The following is a 24,838-nucleotide window of genomic DNA, read 5'->3' as shown; positions in this document are numbered from 1 at the left end:
CCGGTTCTGCCTCAGGCGGCCGCCGCGACCTCGTTGGAGAAGCGCGGATTGAGGAACTTCGCAAAATCCGGCAGTCGGCGGATCTGGCGCAGGTCGAGCATGCGCTGCGCATAGGTGCGCGACTGGCGAACCACGGTCTCATCCAGGCGCCAGATGTATTCGACGTTCTGCGCGCCGAGTGCATTGTCGACGGCCCCGCGCGGCGCGCCGAGGATGCGCACCGTCGCCTCCGCCACCTCGCGCGGATTGGCAGCCATGTACTCGCTGGCCTGCCGATGGATGCGCAGCATGGTGGTGACCAGGGCCGGATCCTGGGCGATCATCTGCTCGCTGGTACCGAAGATCATGTTCAGCCCGCCCATCGCGGTGCCGTAGGGGTATTCGACGAGCTGCCCGATGCCGGAGGAGAGCGAGAGGCCGGGGCCCGGCTCGGCGCCCACATAGGCGTCGATGTCGCCGCGCTGGAGCATGGCGTGCATCTCGCCGAAGGGCACGCGCACCGCGGTGATGTCGCGCACCGTCATGCCTTCGCTCCTGAGACGGTCGAGGATGAAGACCTCCTGCGTCGAGCCCGGCCAGATGCCGATGCGCTTGCCGCGCAGGTCGCGCAGCGTGCGGAGCTCGCTGCCCGCTTTCGAGACGATGCCCATGCCACGGTTGCAGAAGGCGCCGACCACGACGATCGGTTCACCCGCCGCGGCGCCGAGCGTCGCCGCCGCGATGCCGAAGCCGCCGAAATCGACGGAGCGGGTGACGACCGCGTTCTTGCCGTCGGTCGGGCTGTCGAAGGTGATGATCTCTACGGTCAGCCCCTGCGGCGCGAAGCGCTGGTAGAAATGCGGCGTCATCGAATGGATCAGGCGCAGCGAGCCCATCTTCACGGTGCGGGCTGCCTGGGCGCGCGCGAGATGCGGGACGGCGAGCGGCGCGATGGCGGCGCCCGTGATGAGGTGACGGCGACGAATCATGGAACGGCCTCCTTCTGTTCGGCGATGGATGCAAGAAAGGCGCGCCAGCCGCCGTGACGGCTGATCTCCTCGGCGCCCCGCAGCCCTTCGGGTTCGGCGAGGAAGCCCTTGGGGCGGGAGCCATCGGCGAGCAGCAGGGTGCCGATGCAGAGCGGCGGCGGCACCGCGGCGACGAAAGCCGCGAAGCCTTCCGGCGGCAGCGCCCAGACCTCGGTCGCGATGGCGAAGCCCTCCCCCGCCGCGGTGCGCAGCAGGCCGGGACGGCGCGGCGGCCCGCCGGCCAGCGCAAAAAAGCGGTAACAGGGTTCGGTCGCGACGGCGCGCAGCAGCGCGCCGCCGCGCGTGGTCAGCTCATGGTTCAGGGCCAGTCCCGAGAGATGCGCGCCGACGACCGCGATCTCGATCATGCCGCCTCTCCCATGAAGCGTGCGGCCAGGCGTGCGAGGCGCGCATCGGAGCCAAAGGGGCCGATGAAGGTGACGCCTGCCGGCAAGCCGTCCGGCCGCAGCGGCCCGGGGACGGCGATCGCCGCGAGCCCGAGCAGGTTCACGAAATTCGTGTAGGTGCCGAGCCGGGCGTTGGGCCCGATCGGATCGGCCTCCAGCGCCGCGAGCGTCGGGAATTGCGGGACCGAGGGGAGGACGATCGCCTCCACCTGCTCCCAGACTACCTCTGTCCGGCGGCGCAGGATGGCGAGCTGGTGCATGGCGCGGATGGCGTCGGTCGCGGTGAACCGGTCGGCGCCGAGCGTGATCTCGCGCACCACCGGATGGGTCGCCGCGGGGTTCGCGCGCACGAAACCCCCGAAGCTGGCATCGCGCTCGGCGACCAGCGCGCTCTCGTAGAGCATCCGCGCGATGGCGAGGAAGTCGGCGACCGAGACCGGCGACACGGCCGGCGCAGCGCCCTGCAGCGTGGGCAGGGCCGCGTCCCAGGCATGCCGCGCCTCCGCCTCGTCGAAGATCAGTGTGGCGGTGTCGGGAATGCCCAGGCGCGCGATCGGCGACGGATCGTCGGGCGCAGCGGCGCGCGCATAGGGATCTTCCGGGTCATAGCCACGCATTGCGTCGAAGACCGTCCAGGCGCCGGCGACGTCGCGCGCAAAGGCGGAAATGCAGTCGAGGCTGCGGCAGGCCGGCACCACGCCACGAACAGAGACGACGCCGGGCGATGGCTTGAGGCCGACCAGGCCGTTCAGCGCCGCCGGCACCCGCCCCGACCCGGCTGTATCGGTGCCGAGGGCGAAGGGCACGAGGCCGAGCGCCACCGCGACCGCGCTGCCGGAGCTGGAACCGCCGGGTACGCGATCGGGGGCTGCGGTGTTGCGCGGCACCGGGTGCGGTGTGCGCACGCCCACCAGCCCGGTCGCGAATTGGTCGAGATTGGTCTTGGCGACCGGAATCGCACCCGCCGCGCGCAGCCGCGCCACCGCCGGCGCATCCGTCCCAGGCAGATAGGCGAAAGCGGGGCAGGCCGCGGTCGTCGGCCGCCCTGATACATCGATATTGTCCTTCACCGCGAAGGGCACGCCCCAAAGGGGGAAGCGCTCCGGGTCGAAGGGCGGCAGCGATGCGGCTTCCGCCAGCAGCCCCGGCAACGGCGTCACATCGAGGAAGACGCCGGGATCTGGGCAGGCCTGAATGGCCGCATGGGCTGCGGCCAGCAGGTCAGCAGGGCGCATGCCGCCCTCATAGGCAGTGCGATAGCCGGCTATGTCGGTCGGCGGAGCAGGCATCGGCGCGTTCCCCAGGCCTGGGAACACAGCAATGTGCGTGCCAGAGCACGGAAGCCCAGAAATTGTTCCAACTCAAGAAGTTAACAGGGAAGTCCCTGGCATCATCGGCTCTTCGTGTATGCACAACGCCCGGATTGGATGGATTCTGCCTTATTTTTACTCAGATGCCGGCCATCAGCGCCCAGGCTTCCTCGGTCAGCCGAAGATGCAGCCGGGCGGCCGCCGCGGCCGTCGCCCCATCCCCGCGCGCGATCGCGGTCAGGATCTCCCCATGCTCGGCGTGGGAGCGCCGCAGCCTCTCCGGCGCCTCGAGCTGCGCGCCCCGGAAGGGGGCCAGGCGCTGCCGCGTCGCGCCGGCCAACTCCGCCAGATAGGCATTGCCGGATCCGGCATAGAGCCGGCGATGGAATTCCACATTGGCGGCGCGATACTCGGCGAGACGCGAAAACCGCACCATCTCCGCCATGCTGCCGTGCAATACCTCCAGCGCGCGCCGCTCGCGCGGCGGCATGGCGCTGGCGCAAAGGGTCGCGACCATCGCCTCCAGCTCCGCCATCACCTGGAACATGCCGTGCAGCCGCGCCGTATCCGGCCGGGCGACGACGGCGCCGCGGCGGGGACGATGCTCGACCAGCCCGGTTGCCGCCAGTTGCCGCAGCGCCTCGCGCACCGGGGTGCGGGAGACGCCGAATTCGGCCGCGAGTTGCAGTTCCTCGAGCGCGGTGCCCGGCGGGCGCTCGCCGCCGACAATCGCCTCGGCCAGTTGCGTCGCCAGGGCTTCGGCATGGGTCGGGCGCGACAGGCGGCTGCGCCGGCGGGGACTCGATGGGGCGGCAGAGGCGTCCATGGCCCAAGACTAGAGCATCTTCGCCAGCCCGGGTGATTCACCGGCGCGGGATCTGTCCCTCGTCCGCCTCTCCTGCCCCGCCCCAGGGCGGTGCCGGGTCAGGCTCCGGCAGCCGGCCGCGCGTCATGCGGCCACGCGAGAGTTCGGTCACCACGCCATGCAGCGTGCGCAGTTCCTGCTCGGTCACCGCACCGCGCTGGAACCAGTGGCGGAGGTTGCGCACCATGGTCGGTCGCTTGTGCTCGGTGTCGAGGAAGCCGCTGGCATCGAGCTCGGCGACCAGCCGTTCCAGGAAGGCTTCCAGCTCACCCTTGGTCGCGACCCGCGTCTCGTTGGTGACGAGCAGGCGCGGCGGCGTCGCCTCCGCCGCGGTCCACCATTCATAGGCAAGGATCATCACCGCCTGCGCCAGGTTCAGCGACATATGCGCGGGGTTGAGCGGATAGCGCACCAGCGTGTCGCAGCAGGCGAGGTCCTCCGCGGTCAGCCCCGCCCGCTCCGGTCCGAACAGCACCGCGACGCGCTGATCCCGCGCGTTGAGGGCGCGCAGATCCTCCGCGGCGGCACGGGCGGTCAGGGTGCGGACGATGACGTGGCGCGGCCGCGGGCAGGTGCCGAAGACATGGTGGCAATCGGCGACCGCCGCCTCAACGCTGTCGAAGACCTGCGCCGCATCGAGGATGCGGTCGGCGCCGGAGGCCATGCGCCAGGCATGCTCTTGCGGCCAGCCGTCGCGCGGCGCGACCAGCCGCAGATGGAACAGCCCGCCATTCGCCATGGCGCGGGCGGCGGCGCCGATATTGTCCGCGAGCTGGGGCCGCACCAGGACGACCACCGGGCTCTCGCCCGGCGGCGGCACCAGATCGGCGCCGCCATCGCGGCCGGTCATCGGAACCTCCTCGGGGGCGAGATCAGGCCCGCCGCCATGTGGTGCCGCCCGCCCCGTCCTCCAGCACGATGCCCTGCGCCTGCAGCTCGGCGCGGATCCGATCGGCTTCCGCGAAGTCGCGTGCCTTGCGCGCGGCGAGCCGCGCCGCGATGGCGGCCTCGATCGCCGCCGCATCGACGCCGCCGCGCAGCCAGGCCTCGGCATCACCCTGGAAGAGGCCGAGCACGCCGGCGGCTTCCCGGAAGGCCGCCGCCGCCTCACCTGGCGCCGGCGCCCAGTCCTGCCCGATGCGGGACAGCACCGCGGTCGCGCTGCCGCCGACCGTCGCGACATTCTCGAGCGTGCGCAGGTCGCGCAGCCGCGCGATGGTGCCGGGTGTGTTGAGATCGTCGCGGAGCGGCGCCATGGCCCATTCCGCCATGGCGGCGATATCAGCGCCGTCGGCCGCCGGCGCGCGGGCCAGCATCGCATAGCCGTCGTCGAGCTCCAGCTTCGCCTCATCGAGCCCGGCCAGGGTGAAGTCGATCGCCTGGCGGTAATGGGTCTTCAGCAGCAGCAGCCGGAAGGCCTCGCCGGCCCAGGCGCCCCGCGCCAGGATGTCGCGCACGGTCATGAAGTTGCCGAGCGACTTCGACATCTTCTCCCCGTCCACCAGCAGCATGCCGTTGTGCATCCAGTAGCGGGAGAAGCGGCTGCCGGGGAAAGCGCAGGCGGATTGCGCCAGCTCATTCTCATGGTGCGGAAAGAGCAGGTCGTGCCCGCCGCCATGGATGTCGAACTCCTCGCCGAGATAGCGCCAGGACATCGCGCTGCACTCGATGTGCCAGCCCGGGCGGCCGCGGCCCCAGGGGCTGTCCCAGCCCGGCGTCGTGTCGTCGGACGGCTTCCACAGCACGAAATCGCCGGCATCGCGCTTGTAGGGCGCGACATCGATGCGGGCGCCGGCCAGCAACTCGTCCGGCGTGCGGCCGGAAAGTTGCCCATACCCGGCGTAGGAAGGGACGCTGAACAGCACATGCCCTTCCGCGGCATAGGCATGGCCGCGGTCGATCAGCCGCTCGATCAGGGTGATCATCTGGGCGACGTTCTGCGTCGCGCGCGGCTCCTCATCCGGCGGCAGGGCGCCGAGAGCGGCCATGTCACGGTGGAAGTCCGCCGTGGTGCGCGCGGTGATGGCCGCGATCGGCTCCCCGCTCTCGCGGGCGCGCGCATTGATCTTGTCGTCGATGTCGGTGATGTTCCGCACATAGGTGACGCGCGGATAGAGCCGGCGCAGCAGCCTCACCAGCACGTCGAAGACCACGACCGGCCGGGCATTGCCGAGATGCGCCAGGTCATAGACCGTCGGGCCGCAGACATAGAGCCTGATATGCCCGGGATCGATCGGCGCGAAAGCCTCGCGTTTGCGGGCGGCGCTGTTGTGCAGGTGCAGTTCGGTCATGGTGGTCCAGGAACAGGGGTGCGGTCAGGCAGGCGCGTGGGGATTTCTTCTCCCCGGCGGCGGTTCAGCGACAGAGCGCGGATGCTTGGAGCCTGGACGCGGACATGGCGTCCTTTCTGCCCGGTCGCGGGCCCAGGTTCAAGCGGAAGCGCCCAGCCTGAGCCGCTGCACCACCCTCTCCCGCCCGATCAGCGGCAGCAGTCGCTTGAGGTCGGGGCCATGCTCCTCCCCCGTCAGCGCCAGGCGGAGCGGCAGGAACAGCGCCTTGCCCTTGCGGCCGGTGGTGACCTTCAACGCCTCCACCCAGATGCCCCAGGTCGCCTCGTCCCAGGGCTCCGGCGGCAGGGCGTCCAGCGCGGCGCGGAGGAAATCCAGCTCCGCCTCCTGCGCCGGCGGCACGATGCTGCCGCGGACTACGTCGAACCAGGGCCGGGCTTCCCGCAACAGGTCGAGGTTGCCGCGCACCGCGTTCCAGAAGGCCTCGTCCGCCTCCTCCGGCAGCCGGTCGCGGACGTCAGCGAAGGAGGCCGTGTGCAGCACCCGCCGGTTCAGCGCCAGCAAATGGCGTGGGTCGAAGCGCGCCGCCGAGTGCGAGACGCGGCCGAGGTGGTAATCCTTCGCGAGCTCCCGCGGCATGCCCGGCACCGGGTCGGCGGAGGTACCAAGGGCGGCCAGATAGCCCGCCAGCGCCGCCGGCTCGATGCCGTCGCGCCGGAACTGGCGCAGCGAGATGGAGCCGAGCCGCTTCGAGAGCTGCCCGCCATCGGCATCGGTCAGCAGCGGCAGGTGACCGAAGGTCAACCGGCCGGAATCGCCGCCCAGCGCCTCGAAAAGGTCGATCTGGATGCCGGTGTTGGTGACGTGGTCCTCGCCCCGCACCACATGGGTGACGCCGGTCTCGAGGTCGTCCACCACCGAGGTGAAGGTGTAGAGCGGGGAGCCATCGGCGCGGATCAGCACCGGGTCGCTGATCGCCTGCAGCTTCACGCTGCGCCCGCCGAGCACCGCATCGCGCCAGGTAATGCTGCGCGGCGACAGCAGGAAACGCCAATAGGGCTGCTTCCCGTTCGCCAGCGCACGCTCGTACTGTTCCGGCGTCATCTTCAGCGCCTCCCGGTCATAGACCGGGGCGCGGCCCTCGCGGCGGCGTCGTTCGCGCTTGGCCGCGAGTTCCTCCTCGCTCTCGAAGCAGGGGTAGAGGCGCTTGGCACCTTTCAGATGCTCGGCGGCGGCGGCGTAGCGATCGAGCCGCTCGGACTGCGCGAAGCGCTCATCCCAGTCGAGGCCAAGCCAGCGCAGATCCTCCTCGATCGCCTGGGCGAATTCCGGCGTGCTGCGCGCTGTATCGGTGTCGTCGAGGCGAAGCACGAAGCGCCCGCCATGGCGCCGCGCCAGCAGCCAGTTGGCGAGTGCGATGCGGGCATTGCCGGCGTGCAGGAGGCCGGTCGGCGACGGCGCGAAGCGGAGTTTCATGGCTCGATCGCCTGGTAGTTCGTGTCACGCGGGGAGGTCGCGGGGTTGGCGATGCAATGGGCGACCCAGGCCTCGGTGTCGAGCCCCTCGGTCGCCGCGTATTCGCCCCAGCCGAAATAGGCGGCGCGCAGCGCCTCGGGATCCGGCGCTTCGGCGCGCAAATCCTCGATCTGGGCGCGGATGAACCGGCGGGCGTATTCCTGCGCGGCCTCGGCAGAGGCGAAGCCCTCGACGGTCCACTCCTCCTCGGGATCCTGGTAGGCGGCGAAGTCACCGCAGAGGACCTGGTGGCGGGGCGGCTTCATGCCGTCTCGTCTCCATCGTCATCCTCGTCGTCATCCTCGTCGGCACGGGGGTCGAGGACACGCCAGTTGCGTTCCTCCGCATCGCTCGGCGGCATCGCCGCGAAGGCATCCAGTTCCTTGGCACTCTTCCAGGCCTGGTCGCCGCCCTCCTCGATCTCCGCATCCTCGCCATAGGCGAACCAGGCTGCCAGCACGGCATCCGCCGCCATACCCGGCGCGCGGCAGCGCTCCAGGCTGTCGCGCACATAGCGGCGCGCGAAGGCATTGGCATGCTCGAGCGTCAGGAAGCCTCGGATCGTCTCCACCGGCTCGGCGCCATTGGCGCCGGACATGTCGAGGATGCGGACGCTGAAGCCACCTTCCGGGGAGAACAGCCCGCTCATGACACCAGCGCCGTGAAGCCGTTGGTGATGGGGTAACGCCGGTCGCGGCCGAAGGCGCGCGGCGTGATCTTCACGCCGGGCGGCGCCTGACGGCGCTTGTATTCGGCGCGGTCGAGCATCTTCCAGACGCGCAGCACCGTCGCGCGGTCGAAGCCCGCAGCCACCAGCGCATCGACCGACTTCTCGCCCTCGATCAGGCCTTCCAGGATGGCATCCAACTCCTCATAGGGCGGCAGGCTGTCCTGGTCCTTCTGATCGGGCTTGAGCTCGGCCGAGGGCGGCTTGGTGATGACACGCTCCGGCATCGCGGCCCCCTGCGGACCGCGGCTGCCTGCCGGCACATGCGCGTTGCGCCAGCGGCAGAGCGCGAAGACGGTCGTCTTGTAGACGTCCTTCAGCACCGAATAGCCGCCGCACATGTCGCCATAGAGCGTCGCGTAGCCGGTCGACATCTCGCTCTTGTTGCCGGTGGTCAGCAGCATCTCGCCGAACTTGTTGGACAGCGCCATCAGGGTGACGCCGCGGATGCGCGACTGCAGATTCTCCTCGGTGATATCGGGCGGGCGATTGCCGAAGGCGGGCGCCAGCATGGCGCCGAAGGCCTCCATCGCCGGGCCGATATTAATGCTGTCGTAGCGGATGCCGAGCAGCTCGGCGCAGGCGGCCGCATCCTCCAGGCTCTCGGCGCTGGTGTAGGGGGACGGCATCATCACCGCGTGCACCCGGTCGGGGCCGAGCGCATCGGCGGCGACCGCGGCCGAGATCGCGGAATCGATGCCGCCCGACAGGCCCAGCACCACGCCCGGGAAGCGGTTCTTCTCCACATAGTCGCGGAGCCCCAGCATCATCGCGCCATAGATCTGGGCCAGTGGCTCCGGCGTCGGCGCGACCGCACCCTGGGCGCAGACCAGGCGCTCCCCCTCCCGGTGCCATTCGGTCAGCCGGATCTCCTCCTGGAACATCGGCAGCAGGTGGGCGAGGCCGCGATCCGGGTTCATGACGAAGGAAGCGCCTTCGAAGACCAGCTCGTCCTGGCCGCAGACCTGGGCCAGGAAGACGAAGGGCAGCCCGGTCTCGACCACGCGGGAGACCGCCAGCGGCACGCGCTGGCGCTCATGCTTGTCGACCTCGAAGGGGGAGCCGTTGATCGAGAGCAGGATCTCGGCGCCGCTCTCCGACAGGGTCTCGGAGACGGCCGGGAACCACCAGTCCTCACAGACCATCATCCCCAGGCGGAAGCCGCGGAAGGGCACCGGGCCGGGCGCTGGGCCGGCATCGAAGACGCGCTTCTCGTCGAAGACACCGTAATTCGGCAGCTCATGCTTGGCCCGCCGGGCGGCGACCTTGCCGCCATCGAGCAGGAAGGCCGCGTTGTGCAGCAGCTCGCCATTCTGCCAGGGGCCGCCGACGATGACGCCAGGCCCGCCATCGGCGGTTTCGGCGGCCAGCGCCGCGATCGCCTCCGCGCAGGCCGCGACGAAGGCGGGCTTCTTCACGAGATCCTCGGGCGGGTAGCCGCCGATCGAGAATTCCGGCGTCACCAGCAGGTCGGCGCCGAGGCGCGCGGCCTCGGCACGGGCGGCGCGGATGCGCGCGACATTCGCGGTGATGGCGCCGGCATGCGAATTGATCTGCGCCAGTGCGATCTTCAGGGTCTCGGCCATGAGCCGTATCTAGTGCGGATCGCCCATATCGTCACGCCCTGCGCGCCGCGGCGACACCCCATACCAGCCCCGCGCAGGCGAGCCCGACACCCGCGATGCCGGCCGGCCCGAGCTGTTCGCCCAGCAGCACCCAGGCCGAAACCGCGACCAGGGCCGGCACCGCCCCGGCCGAGAGCGTGATCGGGCCGGGGCCAAGGGCGGCGACCGAGCGTGTGTAGAACAGCCCGGCCACGACGGCGGCGAGGGCGCCGTGATAGACGACCGGGACCAGCATGGCGCCGAGGCTCGCCTCCGCCGTGGCCGAAGGCAGCAGCAGCCACCAGACCGGCAGGTAGACCAGCGCGGCATAGAGCCCGACGGCCAGCGTCGCCTCCAGCGCCGGCAGCCGCCAGCGCCGCACCAGCAGGGTATAAGCAGCCCAGCTGAAGGCGGCGGCGGCGTAGCAGAGATCGCCCCGCCAGGCGCCGGTCGCGGCGGGCCCAGCCTCGAAGGCCAGAAGCAAGACGCCGGCGACCACGCCGCCGAGGCTGATCAGGCGCGTCCGGCCGGGGACCTCCCGCAGGAAGATCCAGGCGAGCAGGCTGGTCGCGACCGGCAGCCCGGCCGACATGATCACCGCCGCATGGGCGGCGGGCGCCAGGGTGAAGCCGAGATAGGCCGAGAGCGGGAAGGCGATGCCGGCAGTCGCGACCACGGCGGCCAGCCGGTGCGGCGCCATGCGCGGCAGGCCGCGCAGCGCCAGGATCGGCAGCACGGCCAGGAAGGCGCCGACATAGCGCATGGCGCCGACATCCCAGGCGGTCAGCGGGGAAAGCGCGGCGACGCGGCCAGTGATCTGGAAGCCGACCCAGATCAGCACCACCGCGAGGGCGCAGAGCCAGCCGATGCGGCGTTCCCGCGCGAGCGCTGCCTCCGTTTCGCTGGTCAACCGATTCAGCCTTCGCCCGTCAGGCGCGGAGGAACTCACGGGGAGGCGCGGCCAATTCAGACCTCCACGCCTCCGGCGCACCGGTCATCGGACGCGCTCACCCATGCCCGTTCTTCTTGCGCGCGCCATTGCGCCGCAGCAGGAATTCGCGGCCGATCTTCACCCGCGCGGCGCCGTCATATTCGACGATGTCAGCGGTGGCGTAGGTCTCGCTCCAGGCGTCGGGGATGAAGCTGCCGGTGCCGACGACGTCGATCGGCGCCCGCGCCTCCGCCATCACCCGGCACTTCCCGACCCCGAAGCCGGAGGAGGCGACGATCCGCACATGCGGATAGCCGGCCTCGTCCAGTGCCTCCCGCATGCGCCAGATGGCGGCGGCGGAGACGCCGGTGCCGACCAGGTGCCGCAGCTCCGTCTCGCTGAGGTAACGGCGGATGGCGCCCGGCACGTGGCGCTCCAGCACTGCGTAGCTCTCGGCAGGATCCAGCCCTTCCAGGAAGCGGCCGCCATGGGTATCGAGGCGGACGGCCATGCGGCCGGAAGCCGCGATCTCCGGGAAGCGGGCGCAGACCGCCAGCCCGTCCGAAACCTCGCGGCCGAAATAATCCACCAGCACAGTGAGCCCTTCATCCGGAAAGGTCTCATGGAACATCTCGGCGGCGCGGACGGTCGATCCGGCATAACCGATCAGGGCATGCGGCATGGTGCCGCGCCCCGCCGGCTCCCCGAACCAATGAGCCGTCGCGTCATTGGCATTGCCGATGAAGCCCTTGGCCCCTTCCTTGCGGGCGGCGGCGCTGCCGACGGAGGCGGCATAGGCCATCATCTCCTGCATCTCGGCGCCGGCGCAGTGCCGGGCCTCCATGGCCAGGAAGGAGGCGGAGGGCAGTTCGAGGCACATCTGGTAGGCGTTGTGCGCCGCGACGCAAGGCGCGCCGAGCTTCTGGAGCAGAATGGTCTCCAGCTCCGAGAGCTTCGCGAAGCTGCCGGAGATGTAGAGCAGCGGATCGCCGGCGCCGGCCCATTGCCCTTCTTCGTGCATCAGCTCGATCGCGAAATCCGTGCCGCGCTGGGCCGCGGCACGCCGCAGGAAATCGAGCGCCAGGCGTGGCGCCGAGATCACCGGGCGTCGGAGGAACACCGCATAGGTGACCCGCGCATCGCCGAAGCGCTCGACGACGGCCCGGGTGCGCTTGAAATAGCTGTCGGTGCGCGCGGCGATGGCGGCGTCCGTCACTTCCTCCGCCGCGCGGTCGGTGGTCATTGCGCAGCGACCGCCGGTGCGGTCCCCGGCACGCGCCGGGCCTTCAGCTCCTCCGCGATCAGGAAGGCGAGCTCCAGCGACTGCTCCGCATTCAGGCGCGGATCACAGAAGGTCGCGTAATTCGCGGAGAGGTCGGCCTCCGTCAGCTTGTGGGCGCCGCCCAGGCATTCGGTAACGTCACTGCCGGTCATCTCGACATGCACGCCGCCGGCGAAGGTGCCCTCCGCCAGATGCGCGTCGAAGAAGCGCCGGACCTCGCCGAGGATCGCGTCGAAGCTGCGGGTCTTGTAACTGCCGACCGTGGTGGTGTTGCCGTGCATCGGATCGCAGAGCCAGACCACCTCCCGCCCGGCGCGCCGCACGGCGCGCAGCAGCGGCGGCAGCTTCGCCTCGACCTTGTCCGCCCCCATGCGGGAGATGAGCGTGAGCCGCCCCTTCTCATTCGCCGGGTTCAGGATCTCGGTCAGGCGCACCAGCTCGTCGGCCTCCATGGTCGGGCCGACCTTCATGCCGATCGGGTTCCGGACGCCGCGCAGGAACTCCACATGCGCGCCCTCCGGCTGCCGGGTGCGGTCGCCGATCCAAAGGAAATGCGCGGAGCAGGCATAGGGGTCGCCGGTCGTGGAATCGACCCGCGTCAGCGCCTGCTCGTAGGGCAGCAGCAGGCTCTCATGCGAGGTGTAGAAATCCGTCTCCCGCACCTGCGGGGCGTCGGACATGCCGCAGGCCTGCATGAAGTTCAGCGTCTCGTCGATCCGGTGCGCCAGGTCGGCGTAGCGGTCGGCCAGCGGGCTGCGGGCGACGAAGCCCAGGTTCCAGCGATGCACCTGGTGCAGGTCGGCATAGCCGCCGGTCGCGAAGGCGCGCAGCAGGTTCAGCGTGCCCGCCGACTGCATATAGGCGAATTCCATCCGCGACGGATCGGGGATGCGCGCCTCCGGCGTGAAGTCCGGGCCGTTGACGATGTCGCCGCGATAAGAAGGCAGCGTCACGCCGTCCTTGGTCTCGGTGTCGGAGGAGCGGGGCTTCGCGAATTGCCCTGCCATGCGGCCGAGCTTCACCACCGGAAGGGAGGCGCCGAAGGTCAGCACGACAGCCATCTGCAGCAGGACGCGGAAGCTGTCGCGAATGGTGTTCGCGGTGAAATCGGCGAAGCCCTCGGCGCAGTCGCCGCCCTGCAGCACGAAGGCCTGACCCTCGCCGGCCCTGGCCAGCGCAGCCTTCAGCCGCCGCGCCTCGCCGGCGAAGACCAGCGGGGGGAAGCGCGCGATTTTGGCCTCCATGGCGGCCAGGGCCGCCATGTCGGGGTAATCCGGCACCTGCCGGATCGGCATCTGCCTCCAACTATCCGGGCTCCAGCCACGCGCAGTCATGGAATATCCAGGCTCCGATCGAAGGGAGGTGACCATAGCCACAGGCCAGGGTCAGGTGGAAGCGCCGGTGCCGGCGGGGCCATGCGGGGCGGGGATGCCAGCCTCCCGCGTCCGTGTCCGCAGCGTCACGAATTCCTCGGCCGCCGTCGGGTGGATGCCGATGGTGCGGTCGAAATCCTCCTTGGTGGCGCCCATGACGACGGCGATGCCGATGCCCTGCATGATCTCGGCGGCATCGTCGCCGAGCATATGCGCGCCCAGCACCCGGCGGGTCTTCTGGTCGACCACGAGCTTCATGGTGGTGCGCCGCGTCCGCTTGCTAATGGTGTGCCGGAGCGGGGTGAAACGGGAGAGATAGATGTCGACCGGGCCGCGGGCGGCGGCTTCCTCCTCCGTCAGTCCCACTGTCGCGATCGGGGGCGAGGAGAAGACCGCGGTCGGCACGTTCTCGTAGCTGGCGCGGCGCGGCGTCTTGCCGAACAGCGTGTCGGCCAGCGCGTGGCCGACAGCGGTCGCCATCGGCGTCAGGTTCAGCCGGTCGGTGACGTCGCCGATCGCGAAGATATGGGGCTGCGAGGTGGCATGCTCCGCATCGACCACCACGGCGCCGGTCGCGCTCACCGTCACGCCGGCCGCCTCGAGCCCCAGCGTCGCGGTGTTCGGCACCCGGCCGGTGGCGAAGAGCACGGTATCGGCAGCGATGACCCGTCCGCTCGAGAGCCGGAGCTGCAGCCCCTCCCCGGCCCGTTCCAGGGCTTCCGGCGTCTCGCCCCGGTGCTGGCGGATGCCGTCCGCCTCCATCGCCTCATCGAGGGCGGCGCGCATATCCTCATCGAAGCCGCGCAGCGGCCGCTCGGCACGGTAGATCAGCTCGACCTCCGAGCCGAGGCCGCGGAAGACGCCGGCGAATTCCACCGCGATGTAGCCTGAACCCACGATCGCGATGCGCTTCGGCAGCGTCTTCAGCAGGAAGACACCATCGGAATCGATGCCGAGATCGGCGCCCGGGATCAGCGGCTTCACGGTCTGCCCACCGGTCGCGATGACGATGCGCTCCGCGGTCACGCGCTTGCCGCCGACATCGAGGGTATGGGGATCGATGAAACTCGCGCGGGCATCGAAGACCGTCGCCCCCGCATTGGTCAGCAGCCGGCTGTAGATGGCGGAAAGCCGCGTCACCTCGGCATCGCGCGCGGCGGCCAGTGCGGCGAAGTCATGCGCGCCCTTGGCGATGTCCCAGCCGAAGGCGCGGGCATCATCCGCCCAGGCGCCGTATTCGGCGGCATTGACCATGATCTTCTTCGGCACGCAGCCGACATTGACGCAGGTGCCGCCCCAGAAGCGCGCCTCCGCCACCGCCACCCGGGCGCCGTATCCCGCGGCGATGCGGCCGCAGCGCACCCCGGCCGAGCCGCCGCCGATGACGAAGAGATCGAAATCATAGGCGGCCATGCTGGGCAGACTCCTGAGGATCGGCGCAGGAGATTGGGGTGCCGACGGCCCGGCGCCAAGCTTGCCTGTTTGCGAACGACTCGCAAACGAGCTATCGGCGACACATGTTCTTCCGCCCCCGCCCCGCCCCGGCGCCGCGCCGCAGCATCTCCTTCGGTGAATTGAGCGCCGCCGGCCCGGACGCCCTGGCCGCCGCCTTCAGCGCCCCGCCCGAGGAGGCCGCACCCTGGGTGGAGGCGGCCGCCAAATACGGCATGGCCAGGGCCCAGACCCTCTGGGGGCAGATGCTGCTGGACGGCCACGGGGTGCCGCAGGACAGGGACGCCGCCTTCTTCTGGTTCGGATCGGCGGCCTGGGCCGGGGAGCCGGAGGGGATGAACATGCTCGGCCGCTGCCATGAGCTGGGCTGGGGGACAGCGATCGACTTCGGGGAGGCCGTCGCCTGGTTCCGCCGCTCCGCCGAGGCCGGCTTCGACTGGGGCCAGTACAACTTCGCCAACATGCTGCTCCGGGGCGACGGCGTGGCGATGGATCGCGCCGCGGCGCTCGGCTGGTATCGCGCTGCAGCCACGCAGGGCCACGCCAAGTCGCTGAACATGGTCGCCCGCTACATGGAGGAAGGCTGGCAGATGCCGCGCGACCCGGAAGGCGCGGTGAAGCTCTATCGGCTGTCGGCCGAGCGCGGCGATTTCCGTGGCCAGTTCAACCTCGGCACTCTGCTGACCACGCTCGGCCGCATCGAGGAGGCCGCGCATTGGTTCCGGGAATCCGCGCGCCTGGCCAATGAGCCCTTCCGGCGCTCCCTGCTCACCCGGCTGGCGGACCGGCCGGAGCCGGAGATCCGGGCTGTGATTGCGGAGGTGGAGGCGATGCTCGCCCCTTGATCGAAACGATATCGATGGTCAGCTTCCGATGAGCGCCACAGGAGACGGCCATGTCCGACACCAGCCCGCCATCGCCCGACGCCGATCCGCCGGCCTCTGACGCCGAGCCTCCGCAGCAGCGGCAGTTCCGGGATTCGCTGTTGGATGCCGCGGGCAACGCGGCGCTGGAGGAGGTGCAAATGCGTATCCGGGAGACTGCACATGACGCGGCCCCGGACCATGCCGGCGATGCTGTTGCGGATTTCGTCAGCGACGCCGTTTCAGTAGTCGCCGACGTGATTTTCCCGAGCTGACCTGCTGGCCGGGACGAGAGGCGCGAGGCCCCTCGCCCCGAACCGTCAGCTCCCGATGCCGCCGAGGGCCAGGTACTTCATCTCGATATATTCCTCGATGCCGTGGCTGCTGCCTTCGCGGCCGAGGCCGGATTGCTTGAAGCCGCCGAACGGCACCTCGGCCGTCGAGATGATGCCTTCGTTGATACCGACGATGCCGTATTCCAGCGCCTCCGCCACGCGGAAGATCCGGCCGACGTCGCGGGCGTAGAAATAGGAGGCGAGGCCGAATTCGGTGTCATTGGCGAGTGCAATCGCCTCCGCTTCCGTCTTGAAGCGGAACAGCGGCGCCACCGGGCCGAAGGTCTCCTCGCGGAAGATCTGCGCGTCATGCGGCACGTTGGCGAGCACGGTCGGCTGGAAGAAATTGCCGCCGCGATCGTGGCGCTTGCCGCCGGTGACGACATTGGCGCCGCGCTTCAGCGCATCGGCGATGTGCTCCTCGACCTTGGTCACCGCATCGGCGTTGATCAGCGGGCCCTGGGTGACGCCATCCTCCATGCCGTTGCCAACCTTGAGCGCCTCGACCGCGACCTTCAGCTTGGCGGCGAAAGCGTCATAGACGCCGTCCTGCACCAGGATGCGGTTGGCGCAGACGCAGGTCTGGCCGGTGTTGCGGTACTTGGACGCCATGGCGCCCAGCACCGCCTGGTCGAGGTCGGCATCGTCGAAGACGATGAAGGGCGCATTGCCGCCGAGCTCCATCGAGGTCTTCTTGATGGTCTCCGCGCATTGCGCCAGCAGCACGCGGCCGACCTCGGTCGAGCCGGTGAAGGAGAGCTTGCGGATGATCGGGTTGGAGGTGAGCTCGCGCCCCGTCTCGCCGGAGGGCCCGGTGATGACGTTGCAGACGCCCTTCGGCATGCCGGCGCGTTCCGCGAGCACGGCGATCGCCAGCGCGCTGAACGGCGTCTGGGACGCCGGGCGGATCACGCCGGTGCAGCCTGCGGCCCAGCCGGGGCCGGCCTTGCGGGTGATCATGGCGGAGGGGAAGTTCCAGGGCGTGATCGCCGCGAAGACGCCGATCGGCTCCTTCGTCACCAGGATGCGGCGGCCCTTGGCGTTCTGCGGAATGGTCTCGCCATAGACGCGCTTGCCCTCCTCGGCGAACCACTCGATGAAGCTCGCGGAATAGACCACCTCGCCCTTCGCTTCCGCGAGCGGCTTGCCCTGCTCGGCGGTCATGATGGCCGCGAGGTCGTCGGCATTGGCGAGCATCAGGTCGTTCAGGCGGCGCAGGATGGCGCCGCGCTCCTTCGCCAGCATCGCGCGCCAGGCCGGCCAGGCCGCATTCGCGGCTTCGATCGCGCGGCGGGTCTCGACGGCGCTGAGCGCCGGGACGTGGCCGATCACCTCACCGGTCGCCGGGTTCTTCACGGCAAGCGTCTTGCCGCTGTCCGCCTGCACCCATTGCCCGTCGATGTAGTTGGCCTGCCGGAAGAGATCGGGATCCTTCAGCGGCAGCTTCGTTGTGGCATCGAGCATGGCGTCCTCCTGGTCTTGCGAGAGGAAGATAGGCGCCGCACCGCCTGCTGTCAGCCGGGTGCGGCGTCGAAGACTCGCAGCACCGCGTCCGCCGTGGTGCCGATATGCAGCGCCAGCGCGGCCGGCGCCCGTTCGGCGTCCCGCGCCAGGGTGAGCTGCATCAGCTCCTCGTGCACCGCGACGGCGCGGTCCGCGAACAGGCCCGCACTCTTCAATACGCGGCGATAGCGGGTCTTCTGCTCATAGAGCGCGTCGCAGAAAGCCTTCACCGCGACCAGCGGACAGGCGGCGATGAGCGCGCGGTGGAAGCGGTGGTGCTTCGCCTCATAGGCATCGAGCCAGGCCTCGCTCGAGGAGACGCGGCGCTCCAGCTCTCGCTTCAGCAAATGGAAGCTGGCGACGATCTCATCCTCCCAGGCGGCGTCGCCATGCTGCATCGCGAGGCGCAGCGCCTCCGGCTCCACGAGTTGGCGGGATTGCGTGATGTCGAGCAGATGCGCGCGCGTCACCGGCGGCACCGAAAAGCCGCGCTGTCCCTCCGACACCACAACGCCCTGCGCGGCCAGGCGCGACAGCGCCTCCCGCAGCGGGGTCGCGCCGATGTTGTAGCGGTCGGCCAGCATGCGCAGCCGCAGCGGGGTCGCCGGCGGCAGGATTCCAGCCAGGATGTCGGCCCGCAGCAGCCGGGCGGCCGCCTCGGTGGCGGTCGCCGGGTCGCCCATCGGCTCGGGCATGCAGACTCCCTATCGACAATTCCAATGAAATATATTTTTCTGCCTTCAACACGTCAAACATCTTCGAGGAACGTCTCCGATGCGCGATGCCGCGACCGACGCCACGCATGACCCGTCGCTCCGTTCCTGGGTCGCGGCCGCGAATGCGCCGGGGACGGATTTCCCGATCCAGAACCTGCCCTTCGGCATCTTCTCGACCCCCGGCACCGCCCCTCGGGCCGGGGTCGCGATCGGGGATGCGATCCTCGACCTCGCCGCGGCGCGAGAGGCCGGGCTGTTCGAAGGCGCGGCGGCCGAAGCCGCCGCCGCCGCGGGCCCGACGCTCAATCCCCTGATGGCGCTCGGCAACCGCGCCGCCGCCGCGCTGCGCGCGCGGCTATCGGCACTGCTGCGGGAGGGTGCGGTGCCGCTGCCGCATCTGGTACCGATGGCGGCAGCCGAGATGCACCTGCCCGCCGCGGTCGGCGCCTTCACCGACTTCTTCACCTCCTACGACCACACGCTGCGCGGCGGCCGCGCCACCCGTCCCGACAATCCGCTGCCGCCGGCCTTCCGCTGGCTGCCGATCGCCTATAACAGCCGCGCCTCCTCGCTCCGCGTCTCCGGGGAGGCGGTGCGCCGGCCGCTCGGCATCCGTGGCGAGCGCGGCGGCGGCGCCAATTTCGGCCCCTGCACCGCGCTCGACTTCGAGCTGGAATTCGCGGCCTTCATCGGCCCCGGCAACGCGATTGGGGAGCCGATCCCGCTCGGCCGCGCGCCCGACCACCTCTTCGGCTATTGCCTGCTGAACGACTGGTCGGCGCGTGACATCCAGCGCTTCGAGAGCATGCCGCTCGGCCCCTTCCTCTCGAAATCCCTCTCGACCACGATCTCGCCCTGGGTGGTGATGGCGGCGGCGCTGGCGCCCTTCCGCTGCGCGGCGGCGGTGCGGCCGGAAGGGGATCCGGCGCCCCTGCCCCACCTCTCGGACCCCTTCGACCAGGCATCCGGGCATTTCGACATCGCCATGGAGGCCTGGCTGAAGCCCGCCGGCGCCGCGCGCGCCGAGCGCATCGTCGCGACCAATTTCCGGCACATGTACTGGACGCTCGGCCAGATGCTGACGCATCACGCCAGCAATGGCTGCAACCTGCGGCCCGGCGACCTGATCGCCAGCGGCACCGTCTCCGGCCCCGAGGATCACGAACGCGCCTGCCTCTTCGAGATCACGCTCGGCAACAACCCGCTCCGCCTCGCCGACGGCACCGAGCGGATGTTCCTGGAGGATGGCGACGAGGTCACCTTCCGCGCCCGCGCCGAGCGCCCGGGCTTCGTCGGCATCGGCTTCGGCGAATGCCGCGGCACCGTCCTGCCCGCCCCGGAATGGCCCCAGGCCTGAACCATCAAAGAGGGAACGTCACCACATGGCCCGCCGCATCATCGACATCTCGGTCGCCCTGAAGGCTGGCATCGCGAGCGACCCGCCGCGCATGCTGCCGGAGATCGAGTATCACGACCACCACATGACCGCGCCGATGATGGCGCAGGAATTCGGCATCGCGATCGACCAGCTTCCGGGTGGTGAATACGCCGCCGTGGAGCGCGTGCATATCAGCACCCACAACGGCACCCATCTCGACGCGCCCTACCACTTCTTCAGCCGCATGAACGAGCGGACGGTGCCGGGCGGCGAACCCTCCTGGCGGATCGACGAGGTGCCGCTCGACTGGTGCTTCCAGCCTGGCGTCAAGCTCGACTTCCGGCATTTCGAGGATGGCTATGTCGCCACACCCGGCGATGTGGAGGCCGAGCTCAAGCGCATCGGACACACGCTGAGCCCGCTCGAGATCGTGGTCGTCAACACCCGCGCCGGCAGCCGCTACGGCGAGGCGGACTACATCCACGCCGGCTGCGGCGTCGGGAAGGCAGCGACGCTCTGGCTGCTGGAGCGCGGCGTGCGCGTCACCGGCACCGATGGTTGGAGCTGGGACGCGCCCTTCTCCCACACCAAGCGCCAGGTGCAGGCGACCGGCGACGCGTCGCTGATCTGGGAAGGCCATCGCGCCGGGCGTGAGATCGGCTACTGCCACATGGAGAAGCTCAGCAACCTCGAAAGCCTGCCCGCGGACGGCTTCACGGTCGCCTGCTTCCCGGTGAAGGTGCATCGCGGCTCCGCCGGCTGGACCCGCGCCGTCGCGATCCTGGAGGAGTGAGAGCCATGCGCCGATTGCTCCTCGCCGCCGCGCTGTCACTCGCGGCCACGCTGCCGGCAGGCGCCTACCCCGATCGGCCGATCACGCTCGTGCTGCCTTATTCACCGGGCAGTGCCGCCGATGGCTATGCCCGGGCACTCGGCGAGCATTTCCAGCGCGTGCTCGGGCAGCCGATGGTAGTCACCAACCGCGATGGCGGTTCCGGCGTGGTCGGCATGCGCTCGGTGGCGCTGAGCGCGCCGGACGGGCATACGCTCGGACTGACTCCAATGACCGCAATCGTCGTGCAGCCGCATCTGCTGCGCAACGCCGGCATCGGGCCGAACAGCTTCGCGCCGGTCTGCGGCACCAACGAAAACATCCTCGGCGCGGTGGTCAGGGCCGACAGTCCGATCCGCGACTTGCCGGGGCTGGTCGCGGAAGGGCGGCGGCGCTCCCTCACCTTCGGCAGCGCCGGCCCGAACTCGCTGCCGCAACTCGCCATCTGGCGGGTGCAGCGCGCGACCGGTGTCGAATTCACCCATGTCCCCTATCGCGGCGACCCGCCGCATCTGAATGAGCTGCTCGGCGGGCGGCTCGACTTCTCCTCGACCGTGGTCGCCTCGGCGAGCGAGCTGGTGGACAGTGGAAGGCTACGATTGATCGCCGTCTTCTCCACGCACCGGCACCCCGCCTACCCGGATGTCCCGACCGCGCGCGAGCAGGGCATCGATGCCGAGCAGCTCAGTCAGGTCGGCATCTATGCCCCGCACGGCACGCCGGAGCCAGTGCTGAACCAGCTCGAGGCGGCCTGCCGCAGTGGCGTCGACGACCCACAATTCCGCCGGGTGGCGGAGACCGGGCGGGTGGTGGTGAACTTCATGCCACGCGCCGAATTCACCGCCATGGTGCGCAGCGAATTCGGGAATTATGCGCGCATCCTGCGCGAGCTCGGCGTGCAGCCGGAGTGAAAGCTGGCAGGAGGGCTGCAACCAAAGCGACAATTCCGCCGTTCCGTCTCCGCGCCGGCACCTGGCCGGAGGAACGGAACGCGGAGGCGCCGGATGGGCACCATCCTGATCATCATCCTGATCCTGCTGCTGATCGGCGCCCTGCCGGCCTGGCCTTATAGCCGCGGCTGGGGGCCGTATCCCTCCGGCGGCCTCGGGCTGATCCTGCTGATCATCATCGTGTTGCTCTTGATGGGCAGGATCTGATCGCCCCAGAGCAGATCGCCGGAGGGCGGAATCGCCCGGAGGCGTGAATCTGCTCGCCAAGATAAACGCCAGAGCGGTTGAAACGAGCACAGCGAAGTGGAAACCGCTCTGGGATGGGCCGTCACTCGACGGTGACGCTCTTCGCGAGGTTCCGCGGCTGGTCGACGTCGGTGCCCTTCAGCACCGCGACGTGATAGGCGAGCAACTGCACCGGCATCGCATGCAGGATCGGCGCGACGAAGGGATCGACGGTCGGCAGCTCGATCACATGCTTCGCGAAGCGCCGCAGCGCCGGCGCACCCAGCGCATCGGTGAAGGCCATGATGCGGCCGCCGCGCGCCGCTGCCTCCTGCAGGTTGCTCGCGGTCTTCTCGAAGAGCGGGCCGGAGGGGCAGAGCGCGATCACGGGCACCGCGGGATCGATCAGCGCGATCGGGCCATGCTTCATCTCGCCGGCGGCATAGCCCTCGGCGTGGATGTAGCTGATCTCCTTGAGCTTCAGTGCACCTTCCATGGCGATCGGGAAGAGGTTGCCGCGGCCGAGGAACAGCACGTCCCGCGCCTGCGCCACTTCCTCCGCCAGCGCGTGGATGGTGGCGCCATCCTCCAGCAGCACGGCGGCGTGGCCCGGCAGCTCCAGCAGCGCGGCGGTCAGCGCTGCCTCCCGCACCGCATCGATCGTGCCGCGCGCCCGCGCCATGCCGATCGCCAGACACGCCAGCACCGAAAGCTGCGCCGTGAAGGCCTTGGTGGAGGCGACGCCGATCTCCGGCCCCGCCACAGTCAGCAGCGCGGCATCGCTCTCCCGCGCCATGCTGCTCTCATCGACATTGACCACGGCGAGCACGCTCTGCCCGCCGGCCCTCAGCAGCCGGAGCGCCGCCAGCGTATCCGCGGTCTCGCCGCTCTGGCTGACCAGCAGCGCGGCGCCGCCTTCGGCCAGCGGCGGGTCGCGGTAGCGGAGTTCGGAGGCGACATCCGCCTCCACCGGGATGCGCGCCAGCCCCTCGATCCAGTAGCGGCCGACGAGGCCGGCGAGGAAGGCGGAGCCGCAGGCGGTGACGGTCAGGCGCGGCACGATCGCGGGATTGAAAGGCAGCGGCGGCAGCGCGACCGCCCGCGTCGCCGGGTCGACATATTGCCGCAGCGTCTCCCCGATCACGACCGGATGCTCGTGCAGCTCCTTCTCCATGAAGTGGCGGTAATTGCCCTTGCCGGTCGCGGCGCCGGAGAAGGCGGTGACCTTGATCGCCCGCTGCACGGGGTGATCCTTCGCGTCGAAGAACTGCGCGCCCCCATCATCGACGACAGCCCAGTCGCCCTCCTCCAGATAGGCGATGCGGCGGGTCATCGGCGCGAGCGCCAACGCGTCGGAGCCGATGAACATCTCGCCCTCGCCATAGCCGATCGCGAGCGGCGCGCCCTGGCGGGCGGCGATCAGCTTGCGGCCGTGGCCGGCGAAAATCATGGCCAGCGCGAAGGCGCCATGCGCGCGCTTCAGTGCGGCGGAAGCAGCTTCCTCCGGCGTCGCCCCTTCGGTGAGCGCCTGGTCGAGCAGGCGGGCGAAGGTCTCGGTGTCGGTCTCGGTCTCGAAGACCTGGCCCTTTGCCTCCAGCTCATCGCGCAGCGCGGCGTGGTTCTCGATGATGCCGTTGTGCACGACGGAGACGCGGGCGGTACCGTGCGGGTGCGCGTTGCGCTCGGTCGGCGCGCCATGCGTCGCCCAGCGGGTATGGCCGATGCCGGTGGTGCCGGGCAGCGGCTGCTGATCGAGGATGGTGGCGAGGTTGGTGAGCTTCCCTTCGGCGCGGCGGCGATCGATATGGCCGTTCACCAGCGTCGCGATTCCGGCGCTGTCATAGCCGCGGTATTCCAGACGGCGCAGCGCCTCCAGCAGACGGGGCGCCGCATCCTCACGCCCGACGACGCCCACGATTCCGCACATGCGCTACTTCCCCTTCCCCCGAAAACCCCGCCCCGGCTTCGTCACCTGGCGGCCGCGCGCGATCGCCAGCGCATCGGCCGGCACATCCTCGGTGATGACGCTGCCCGCCGCGACCAATGCACGCGCGCCGACCTTGACTGGCGCCACCAGCGCCGTGTCGCTGCCGATGAAGGCGCCCTCGCCGATCTCGGTGCGATGCTTGGCGATGCCGTCGTAATTGCAGGTGATGGTGCCGGCACCGATATTGGCGTCGGCACCGATGGTGGCATCCCCGAGATAGCTGAGGTGGTTCGCCTTGGCGCCTTCGCCCAGCGTCGCCGCCTTCAGCTCTACGAAGTTGCCGACATGGGCGCGTGCTTCAACGACCGTGCCTGGCCGGAGCCGCGCATAGGGACCGATGATCGCGTCCCGCTCGACCCGCGCGCCTTCGAGATGCGAGAAGGCGCGGATCTCCGCCCCTTCGGCCACCGTCACGCCGGGGCCGAACACCACATGCGGGCCGATCACCACATCCGGTGCCAGCACCGTGTCGGCGGCGAGGAAGACCGTCTCCGGCGCCTGCATCGTCACGCCGGCCTCGAAGGCCGCGGCGCGCAGCCGCGCCTGCATCGCGGCCTCCGCCTCCGCGAGTTCGGCGCGGGAATTGATGCCGCGCAGCTCGGCCTCCGGCGCCTCGACGGCGACCGCACGTTCGCCATCCTGCCGGGCCAGCGCCACCACGTCGGTCAGATAATACTCGCCCTTGGCATTGTCGTTGCTGACAGCGCGCAGCCAGCGCAGCAGCGATTCGGCTTCCGCGCAGACGACGCCGGCATTGCAGAGGCCGACGGCGCGCTCCGCCGCCGTCGCATCGGCCCATTCGACGACCCTGGTAATATCGCCATTCGCGTCGGTCAGCACACGGCCATAGCGCGCGGGGTCGGCCGGGCGCATCGCGAGCAGCGCGAGGCCCGCCTGCCGCCGTGCCGCGACCAGGCGCTCCAAGGTCGCCCGGGTGATGAGTGGATTGTCGGCATAGAGCACCGCCGCGTCGCCGGCGAAGCCGTCCAGCAGCGGCGCCGCCTGCAGCGCGGCGTGGCCGGTGCCGAGGCGTTCATGCTGCACCACCGTCGCATGCGGCGCGGCGACCTTCTCGAGCGCCACCATCTCCGGCCCCACCACCACCACGATACGATCGAAGAGGCCTTCGCAGGCAGCGATGAGATGGGCGAGCATCGGCCGGCCGGCGATGGCGTGCAGCGCCTTCGGGCGGCTGGACTTCATGCGGGTGCCGAGGCCGGCGGCAAGGATGATGGCGGCGCGCATGGGCACCGCGTAGCGCCTGGGGCCGCGCCGGGGCAAGCTTGGT

Annotated in this window: 24 protein-coding genes; 6 read left to right on the top strand and 18 right to left on the bottom strand. The window is 70.1% G+C overall.

Annotated elements, in window-relative coordinates; translation table 11 throughout:
• Positions 1-11 precede the first annotated feature (11 nt).
• The 14 genes from GXW71_RS07930 to gorA all read right to left on the bottom strand — a co-directional run bounded on the left by GXW71_RS07930 (position 12) and on the right by gorA (position 14,722).
• On the bottom strand, positions 12-968 hold the full coding sequence (locus tag GXW71_RS07930) for an ABC transporter substrate-binding protein (RefSeq protein ID WP_211851881.1): 957 nt from the start codon (positions 966-968) through the stop codon (positions 12-14).
• Positions 965-1,375 (bottom strand): allophanate hydrolase-related protein, encoded by a 411-nt coding sequence (locus GXW71_RS07925; RefSeq protein ID WP_211851880.1) that lies wholly within the window; start codon positions 1,373-1,375, stop codon positions 965-967. Before GXW71_RS07925 ends, GXW71_RS07930 begins: the two co-directional genes overlap by 4 nt.
• Complete coding sequence (gene atzF / locus GXW71_RS07920; protein WP_211851879.1) at positions 1,372-2,703, bottom strand: allophanate hydrolase; 1,332 nt, start codon at positions 2,701-2,703, stop codon at positions 1,372-1,374. The genes GXW71_RS07925 and atzF overlap by 4 nt, the downstream gene beginning before the upstream one ends.
• A 160-nt stretch (positions 2,704-2,863) precedes the next feature.
• Positions 2,864-3,550 (bottom strand): GntR family transcriptional regulator, encoded by a 687-nt coding sequence (locus GXW71_RS07915; RefSeq protein WP_211851878.1) that lies wholly within the window; start codon positions 3,548-3,550, stop codon positions 2,864-2,866.
• A 37-nt stretch (positions 3,551-3,587) separates the two neighbouring features.
• A complete protein-coding gene (locus tag GXW71_RS07910; RefSeq protein WP_211851877.1) occupies positions 3,588-4,439 on the bottom strand; it encodes an RNA methyltransferase in 852 nt (283 codons plus the stop codon).
• Between the two features lie 22 nt (positions 4,440-4,461).
• Positions 4,462-5,880 carry a cysteine--tRNA ligase gene (gene cysS / locus GXW71_RS07905; RefSeq protein WP_211851876.1) on the bottom strand — a complete coding sequence of 473 codons (1,419 nt, stop codon included), beginning with the start codon at positions 5,878-5,880 and terminating at the stop codon, positions 4,462-4,464.
• A 138-nt stretch (positions 5,881-6,018) separates the two neighbouring features.
• Positions 6,019-7,353, bottom strand: a complete 1,335-nt coding sequence (gene gltX / locus GXW71_RS07900) for a glutamate--tRNA ligase (protein WP_211851875.1) — start codon at positions 7,351-7,353, stop codon at positions 6,019-6,021.
• The gene (locus GXW71_RS07895) at positions 7,350-7,658 is read right to left on the bottom strand and encodes a hypothetical protein (protein WP_211851874.1); all 309 of its coding nucleotides are present in this window, start codon (positions 7,656-7,658) and stop codon (positions 7,350-7,352) included. Before GXW71_RS07895 ends, gltX begins: the two co-directional genes overlap by 4 nt.
• Positions 7,655-8,041, bottom strand: coding sequence for a hypothetical protein (locus tag GXW71_RS07890; protein WP_211851873.1), 387 nt, complete (start codon positions 8,039-8,041; stop codon positions 7,655-7,657). Before GXW71_RS07890 ends, GXW71_RS07895 begins: the two co-directional genes overlap by 4 nt.
• Positions 8,038-9,705 carry an NAD+ synthase gene (locus GXW71_RS07885; protein ID WP_211851872.1) on the bottom strand — a complete coding sequence of 556 codons (1,668 nt, stop codon included), beginning with the start codon at positions 9,703-9,705 and terminating at the stop codon, positions 8,038-8,040. The genes GXW71_RS07890 and GXW71_RS07885 overlap by 4 nt, the downstream gene beginning before the upstream one ends.
• A gap of 31 nt (positions 9,706-9,736) precedes the next feature.
• Positions 9,737-10,633, bottom strand: coding sequence for a DMT family transporter (locus tag GXW71_RS07880; RefSeq protein ID WP_211851871.1), 897 nt, complete (start codon positions 10,631-10,633; stop codon positions 9,737-9,739).
• Between the two features lie 97 nt (positions 10,634-10,730).
• Complete coding sequence (locus GXW71_RS07875; RefSeq protein ID WP_211851870.1) at positions 10,731-11,897, bottom strand: beta/alpha barrel domain-containing protein; 1,167 nt, start codon at positions 11,895-11,897, stop codon at positions 10,731-10,733.
• Complete coding sequence (locus GXW71_RS07870) at positions 11,894-13,270, bottom strand: class II 3-deoxy-7-phosphoheptulonate synthase (RefSeq protein ID WP_211851869.1); 1,377 nt, start codon at positions 13,268-13,270, stop codon at positions 11,894-11,896. The genes GXW71_RS07875 and GXW71_RS07870 overlap by 4 nt, the downstream gene beginning before the upstream one ends.
• 51 nt (positions 13,271-13,321) lie before the next feature.
• Positions 13,322-14,722 (bottom strand): glutathione-disulfide reductase, encoded by a 1,401-nt coding sequence (gene gorA, locus GXW71_RS07865; RefSeq protein WP_211851868.1) that lies wholly within the window; start codon positions 14,720-14,722, stop codon positions 13,322-13,324.
• A 104-nt stretch (positions 14,723-14,826) separates the two neighbouring features.
• Between gorA and GXW71_RS07860 the strand changes: the two genes are divergently transcribed.
• Positions 14,827-15,606: a tetratricopeptide repeat protein gene (locus GXW71_RS07860; protein WP_211851867.1), complete on the top strand. Its 780-nt coding sequence runs from the start codon at positions 14,827-14,829 to the stop codon at positions 15,604-15,606.
• A gap of 50 nt (positions 15,607-15,656) precedes the next feature.
• Complete coding sequence (locus tag GXW71_RS07855) at positions 15,657-15,899, top strand: hypothetical protein (RefSeq protein WP_211851866.1); 243 nt, start codon at positions 15,657-15,659, stop codon at positions 15,897-15,899.
• Positions 15,900-15,944: 45 nt separating this feature from the next.
• Here the strand turns inward: GXW71_RS07855 and GXW71_RS07850 are convergent, their stop codons facing one another.
• Together GXW71_RS07850 and GXW71_RS07845 are read right to left on the bottom strand one after the other, a co-directional pair.
• Positions 15,945-17,423: an NAD-dependent succinate-semialdehyde dehydrogenase gene (locus tag GXW71_RS07850; protein ID WP_246526379.1), complete on the bottom strand. Its 1,479-nt coding sequence runs from the start codon at positions 17,421-17,423 to the stop codon at positions 15,945-15,947.
• Positions 17,424-17,473: 50 nt separating this feature from the next.
• A complete protein-coding gene (locus GXW71_RS07845) occupies positions 17,474-18,157 on the bottom strand; it encodes a GntR family transcriptional regulator (RefSeq protein WP_211851865.1) in 684 nt (227 codons plus the stop codon).
• Positions 18,158-18,236: 79 nt separating this feature from the next.
• On the opposite strand from GXW71_RS07845, the gene fahA reads away from it, so the two are divergent.
• From fahA to GXW71_RS07825, 4 genes are all read left to right on the top strand, one after another.
• Positions 18,237-19,535, top strand: a complete 1,299-nt coding sequence (gene fahA, locus GXW71_RS07840; protein WP_211851864.1) for a fumarylacetoacetase — start codon at positions 18,237-18,239, stop codon at positions 19,533-19,535.
• A 25-nt stretch (positions 19,536-19,560) separates the two neighbouring features.
• Positions 19,561-20,349: a cyclase family protein gene (locus GXW71_RS07835; RefSeq protein WP_211851863.1), complete on the top strand. Its 789-nt coding sequence runs from the start codon at positions 19,561-19,563 to the stop codon at positions 20,347-20,349.
• Positions 20,350-20,354: 5 nt separating this feature from the next.
• The gene (locus GXW71_RS07830; RefSeq protein WP_211851862.1) at positions 20,355-21,299 is read left to right on the top strand and encodes a Bug family tripartite tricarboxylate transporter substrate binding protein; all 945 of its coding nucleotides are present in this window, start codon (positions 20,355-20,357) and stop codon (positions 21,297-21,299) included.
• Between the two features lie 93 nt (positions 21,300-21,392).
• Entirely contained in the window at positions 21,393-21,545 is a 153-nt protein-coding gene (locus GXW71_RS07825) for a DUF3309 family protein (RefSeq protein ID WP_211851861.1), read from the top strand.
• Positions 21,546-21,666: 121 nt separating this feature from the next.
• Here GXW71_RS07825 and glmS read toward each other — a convergent pair whose 3' ends face one another.
• Together glmS and glmU are read right to left on the bottom strand one after the other, a co-directional pair.
• Positions 21,667-23,490 (bottom strand): glutamine--fructose-6-phosphate transaminase (isomerizing), encoded by a 1,824-nt coding sequence (gene glmS, locus GXW71_RS07820; protein WP_211851860.1) that lies wholly within the window; start codon positions 23,488-23,490, stop codon positions 21,667-21,669.
• 3 nt (positions 23,491-23,493) lie between these two features.
• On the bottom strand, positions 23,494-24,795 hold the full coding sequence (glmU, locus tag GXW71_RS07815) for a bifunctional UDP-N-acetylglucosamine diphosphorylase/glucosamine-1-phosphate N-acetyltransferase GlmU (protein WP_211851859.1): 1,302 nt from the start codon (positions 24,793-24,795) through the stop codon (positions 23,494-23,496).
• Positions 24,796-24,838 lie beyond the last annotated feature (43 nt).

The organism is Plastoroseomonas hellenica, assembly GCF_018129085.1.
Taxonomy (GTDB): Bacteria; Pseudomonadota; Alphaproteobacteria; order Acetobacterales; family Acetobacteraceae; genus Plastoroseomonas; species Plastoroseomonas hellenica.
The sequence above is the reverse complement of the archived record's forward strand: the minus strand, read 5'-3'. Positions and strand labels throughout refer to the sequence as shown.

Excerpts from the sequence above, each read along its gene's own strand:
- GXW71_RS07930 (WP_211851881.1), bottom strand. The coding sequence starts at position 968 with ATGATTCGTCGCCGTCACCTCATCACGGGCGCCGCCATCGCGCCGCTC.
- GXW71_RS07925 (WP_211851880.1), bottom strand. The coding sequence starts at position 1,375 with ATGATCGAGATCGCGGTCGTCGGCGCGCATCTCTCGGGACTGGCCCTG.
- atzF (WP_211851879.1), bottom strand. The coding sequence starts at position 2,703 with ATGCCTGCTCCGCCGACCGACATAGCCGGCTATCGCACTGCCTATGAG.
- GXW71_RS07915 (WP_211851878.1), bottom strand. The coding sequence starts at position 3,550 with ATGGACGCCTCTGCCGCCCCATCGAGTCCCCGCCGGCGCAGCCGCCTG.
- GXW71_RS07910 (WP_211851877.1), bottom strand. The coding sequence starts at position 4,439 with ATGACCGGCCGCGATGGCGGCGCCGATCTGGTGCCGCCGCCGGGCGAG.
- cysS (WP_211851876.1), bottom strand. The coding sequence starts at position 5,880 with ATGACCGAACTGCACCTGCACAACAGCGCCGCCCGCAAACGCGAGGCT.
- gltX (WP_211851875.1), bottom strand. The coding sequence starts at position 7,353 with ATGAAACTCCGCTTCGCGCCGTCGCCGACCGGCCTCCTGCACGCCGGC.
- GXW71_RS07895 (WP_211851874.1), bottom strand. The coding sequence starts at position 7,658 with ATGAAGCCGCCCCGCCACCAGGTCCTCTGCGGTGACTTCGCCGCCTAC.
- GXW71_RS07890 (WP_211851873.1), bottom strand. The coding sequence starts at position 8,041 with ATGAGCGGGCTGTTCTCCCCGGAAGGTGGCTTCAGCGTCCGCATCCTC.
- GXW71_RS07885 (WP_211851872.1), bottom strand. The coding sequence starts at position 9,705 with ATGGCCGAGACCCTGAAGATCGCACTGGCGCAGATCAATTCGCATGCC.
- GXW71_RS07875 (WP_211851870.1), bottom strand. The coding sequence starts at position 11,897 with ATGACCACCGACCGCGCGGCGGAGGAAGTGACGGACGCCGCCATCGCC.
- GXW71_RS07870 (WP_211851869.1), bottom strand. The coding sequence starts at position 13,270 with ATGACTGCGCGTGGCTGGAGCCCGGATAGTTGGAGGCAGATGCCGATC.
- gorA (WP_211851868.1), bottom strand. The coding sequence starts at position 14,722 with ATGGCCGCCTATGATTTCGATCTCTTCGTCATCGGCGGCGGCTCGGCC.
- GXW71_RS07860 (WP_211851867.1), top strand. The coding sequence starts at position 14,827 with ATGTTCTTCCGCCCCCGCCCCGCCCCGGCGCCGCGCCGCAGCATCTCC.
- GXW71_RS07855 (WP_211851866.1), top strand. The coding sequence starts at position 15,657 with ATGTCCGACACCAGCCCGCCATCGCCCGACGCCGATCCGCCGGCCTCT.
- GXW71_RS07850 (WP_246526379.1), bottom strand. The coding sequence starts at position 17,423 with ATGCTCGATGCCACAACGAAGCTGCCGCTGAAGGATCCCGATCTCTTC.
- GXW71_RS07845 (WP_211851865.1), bottom strand. The coding sequence starts at position 18,157 with ATGCCCGAGCCGATGGGCGACCCGGCGACCGCCACCGAGGCGGCCGCC.
- fahA (WP_211851864.1), top strand. The coding sequence starts at position 18,237 with ATGCGCGATGCCGCGACCGACGCCACGCATGACCCGTCGCTCCGTTCC.
- GXW71_RS07835 (WP_211851863.1), top strand. The coding sequence starts at position 19,561 with ATGGCCCGCCGCATCATCGACATCTCGGTCGCCCTGAAGGCTGGCATC.
- GXW71_RS07830 (WP_211851862.1), top strand. The coding sequence starts at position 20,355 with ATGCGCCGATTGCTCCTCGCCGCCGCGCTGTCACTCGCGGCCACGCTG.
- GXW71_RS07825 (WP_211851861.1), top strand. The coding sequence starts at position 21,393 with ATGGGCACCATCCTGATCATCATCCTGATCCTGCTGCTGATCGGCGCC.
- glmS (WP_211851860.1), bottom strand. The coding sequence starts at position 23,490 with ATGTGCGGAATCGTGGGCGTCGTCGGGCGTGAGGATGCGGCGCCCCGT.
- glmU (WP_211851859.1), bottom strand. The coding sequence starts at position 24,795 with ATGCGCGCCGCCATCATCCTTGCCGCCGGCCTCGGCACCCGCATGAAG.